This window comes from Streptomyces sp. NPDC001606, assembly GCF_053596835.1.
This window is the reverse complement of record NZ_JBSFHC010000048.1, coordinates 1-3,580: the sequence shown is the minus strand read 5'-3', so window position 1 is coordinate 3,580 and position 3,580 is coordinate 1. Positions and strand designations below refer to the sequence as shown.

Sequence of the window (3,580 nt, the reverse complement as noted above, 5' to 3'; positions counted from 1 at the left end):
GGCGGCGAGATCCAGCTCACCGACGCCCTCGAACGGCTCGCCCAGGACGAGAAGCTCGGCGGCCCGGTGCACGGCGTCGTCTTCAAGGGCCGCCGGTACGACACCGGCGACCGCGGCGACTACCTGCGCGCCATCGTCCGGCTCGCGTGCGAGCGCGAGGACCTGGGCCCGGGCTTCCGGAGCTGGCTGCGTGAGTACGTCGGCCAGGAGCTGACCGGCGACGGCGACAGCTGACATTCGGGCACGCGAAAGGGCGGGCCGGAGGTTCTTCCTCCGGCCCGCCCTTTCGTCGTGCCTCTGCCGAGAACGGCTCGCCGCTGTCTAGAACGGCTCGAAGTCGTCGAACTCCTGGCTGGCCTCGTCCCGTTCGGCCTGCTTGTCCCGGCGGCGCTGGGTCGCGGGCCGCGGGGCGTCGAAGCGGTGGTCCTCGCCACGGCGGCCCAGCATCTCGGCACCGGCCATGACGGTCGGCTCCCAGTCGAAGACGACCGCGTTGTGCTCGGGGCCGATGGCGACGCCGTCGCCGGACCGGGCGCCCGCCTTCATCAGCGCCTCTTCCACGCCGAGGCGGTTGAGCCGGTCGGCGAGGTAGCCGACGGCCTCGTCGTTGTTGAAGTCGGTCTGCCGCACCCAGCGCTCCGGCTTCTCGCCCCGCACCCGGAACAGCGGCTCGCCGCCGACCTCCTCGCGGGTGACGGTGAAGCCGGCGTCGTCCACGGCCTTGGGCCGGATGACGATCCGGGTCGCCTCCTCCTTGGGCTTGGCGGCCCGTGCCTGGGCGACCAGCTCACCGAGGGCGAAGGACAGCTCGCGCAGCCCGATGTGGGCGACGGCCGACACCTCGAAGACGCGGTAGCCGCGGGCCTCCAGGTCGGGGCGGACCATCTCGGCGAGGTCCTTGCCGTCGGGCACGTCCACCTTGTTCAGGACGACGATCCGGGGCCGGTTGTCCAGGCCGCCGTACTCCCGCAGCTCGGCCTCGATGATGTCGAGGTCGGAGACGGGGTCGCGGTCGGACTCCAGGGTGGCGGTGTCCAGCACATGCACCAGCACACTGCACCGCTCCACGTGCCGCAGGAACTCCAGGCCGAGGCCCTTGCCCTGGCTGGCGCCCGGGATCAGACCCGGCACATCGGCGATGGTGTAGACGGTCGAGCCGGCGGTGACGACACCGAGGTTCGGCACCAGGGTGGTGAAGGGGTAGTCGGCGATCTTCGGCTTGGCCGCGCTCAGCACCGAGATCAGCGAGGACTTGCCCGCGCTCGGGTAGCCGACCAGCGCCACGTCGGCGACCGTCTTCAGCTCCAGGACGATGTCCTGGACGTCTCCCGGGACACCGAGCAGCGCGAAGCCGGGGGCCTTGCGGCGGGCCGAGGCCAGCGCCGCGTTGCCGAGGCCGCCCCGGCCGCCCTGCGCGGCGATGTACGACGTCCCGTGCCCGACCAGGTCGGCGAGGACGTTGCCCGCCTTGTCCAGGACGACGGTGCCGTCCGGCACCGGCAGGATCAGGTCCTGGCCGTCCTTGCCGGAGCGGTTGCCGCCCTCACCGGGCTTGCCGTTGGTGGCCTTGCGGTGCGGGGAGTGGTGGTACTCGAGCAGCGTGGTCACGGACTGGTCGACGGTGAGGATGACATCCCCGCCGCGGCCGCCGTTACCGCCGTCCGGGCCGCCGAGCGGCTTGAACTTCTCGCGGTGGACGGAGGCACAGCCGTGGCCTCCGTTACCCGCGGCGACGTGCAGCTCGACGCGGTCCACGAAGGTGGTCATGGTGCAGTGCCTCCAGAAATGTTCGGGTGTTTCTCTCTTAACACGCGAAAGGCGGACCCGCCTTCCCGACCGGGAAGTGAGGTCCGCCTCGCGAATCGAAACGTTCGGGCTACGCCTTGGTTCAGGCGACCGGAACGATGTTCACGACCTTGCGGCCACGGTGGGTACCGAACTCCACCGCACCGGCCTGGAGGGCGAACAGCGTGTCGTCGCCGCCACGGCCGACACCGGCGCCGGGGTGGAAGTGGGTACCGCGCTGGCGGACCAGGATCTCACCCGCGTTGACGACCTGACCGCCGAAGCGCTTCACGCCGAGCCGCTGGGCGTTGGAGTCGCGACCGTTCCGGGTGGACGATGCGCCCTTCTTGTGTGCCATTTCTCCTCAGTCCCTTACTTCGCAGCCGTGGGGATCGACGTGACCTTGAGCGCCGTGTACTGCTGGCGGTGACCCTGCCGACGGCGGTAGCCGGTCTTGTTCTTGTAGCGCAGAATGTCGATCTTCTGGCCCTTGTGGTGGTCCACGACCTCGGCCTGGACCTTGATGCCGGCCAGCACCCACGGGTCGCTGGTCACAGCGTCGCCGTCGACAACGAGCAGGGTCGAGAGCTCGACCGTGTCGCCAACCTTGGCAGTGGAAATCTTGTCAACCTCGACGATGTCGCCGACAGCAACCTTGTGCTGGCGACCGCCGCTGCGCACGATGGCGTACACGCGGATCTCACTTTCGCTCGTAGAAACGGCACCCCCGCAGGCCAGCCGCCCGGGAAGACCACGGACGACCTCTCCCGGCCCACCTGGTGTCCGGGAGGAAAAGGTTTACGGGGATGTAGGCATGTGCAATGGACACGCCGACGGTCTAGGTTACGGGGCCCGACCATGAGGGTCAAACCGGGCCCCGCTCAGCCGGAGACCGCGGCCGCGTACTCCGCGTACGCCGTCCTGATCCGCTCCGGCGTGAGGGCGAGGTGCTCCAGGATCGTGTAGCGGCCGGGGCGGGTCTCCGGCGCGAACTCCACGGCCCGGGCGAACTCCTCGTCGCTGAAGCCCAGCTCCGCCGCCGTCACCGGCAGCCCGTGCCGGTGCAGGGTCTCGGCCATCAGCAGGCTGCCCTCCTCGTCGCCGCGCAGCCGCATGGCGAAGGCGGCCGCGAGGCCCACCTGCTCGCCGTGGCTCGCCGCCCGCCCGGGGTAGAGGAGATCCAGGGCGTGGCCGATCTCGTGGCAGGCGCCGGAGGAGGGGCGGGTGTGCCCGGCGATGGACATGGCGATGCCGGACAGCACGAGCCCCTCGGCCAGCACGGTCAGGAACGCGTCGTCGCCGCAGCCGCCCGGGTGCCGCAGCACGGCCTCGCCGGCCTGCCGGGCCATGGCGGCGGCCAGACCGTCGATCTTCTCGCCGTTGACCTTGTGGGACAGCTCCCAGTCCGCGACCGCGGAGATGTTGGACACGGCGTCGCCGATGCCGGAGCGCACGAACCGCAGCGGCGCCTCGCGGACCACGTCCAGGTCGATGAGGAGGGCGACGGGGGTCGGCACGCCGTAGGAGCCGCGGCCCGCGTCGTTGTCCAGGATGGACACGGGCGAGCAGATGCCGTCGTGGGCGAGGTTGGTGGCGACGGCGACCAGCGGCAGGCCCACCCGGGCCGCCGCGAACTTGGCGCAGTCGATGACCTTCCCGCCGCCCAGCGCGACCACCGCGTCGTAGTGGCCGGACTTCAGCTCGCCGGCCAGCCGGACCGCGTCGTCCAGGGTGCCGCCGCCCACCTCGTACCAGGTGGCGCCGGGCAGCGAGGGCGAGACCCGCTCGCGCAGCC

4 protein-coding genes and 1 pseudogene are annotated in these 3,580 nt (G+C 71.1%); 1 reads left to right on the top strand and 4 read right to left on the bottom strand.

The genetic code is table 11. From position 1 onward, the window contains the following. Positions 1–234, top strand: a pseudogene (locus ACWCV9_RS37620) (UTP--glucose-1-phosphate uridylyltransferase); the annotation flags it as partial. 87 nt (positions 235–321) lie between these two features. Here the strand turns inward: ACWCV9_RS37620 and obgE are convergent. The 4 genes from obgE to ACWCV9_RS37600 all read right to left on the bottom strand — a co-directional run. Beyond that, a complete protein-coding gene (obgE, locus tag ACWCV9_RS37615; protein WP_385848490.1) occupies positions 322–1,767 on the bottom strand; it encodes a GTPase ObgE in 1,446 nt (481 codons plus the stop codon). A gap of 121 nt (positions 1,768–1,888) precedes the next feature. After that, on the bottom strand, positions 1,889–2,143 hold the full coding sequence (gene rpmA, locus ACWCV9_RS37610) for a 50S ribosomal protein L27 (RefSeq protein ID WP_023550764.1): 255 nt from the start codon (positions 2,141–2,143) through the stop codon (positions 1,889–1,891). 14 nt (positions 2,144–2,157) lie between these two features. After that, on the bottom strand, positions 2,158–2,478 hold the full coding sequence (gene rplU / locus ACWCV9_RS37605) for a 50S ribosomal protein L21 (RefSeq protein WP_450793536.1): 321 nt from the start codon (positions 2,476–2,478) through the stop codon (positions 2,158–2,160). Positions 2,479–2,666: 188 nt separating this feature from the next. Further along, a partial coding sequence (locus tag ACWCV9_RS37600; protein WP_450793534.1) for an iron-containing alcohol dehydrogenase family protein occupies positions 2,667–3,580 on the bottom strand: 914 nt, incomplete at its 5' end.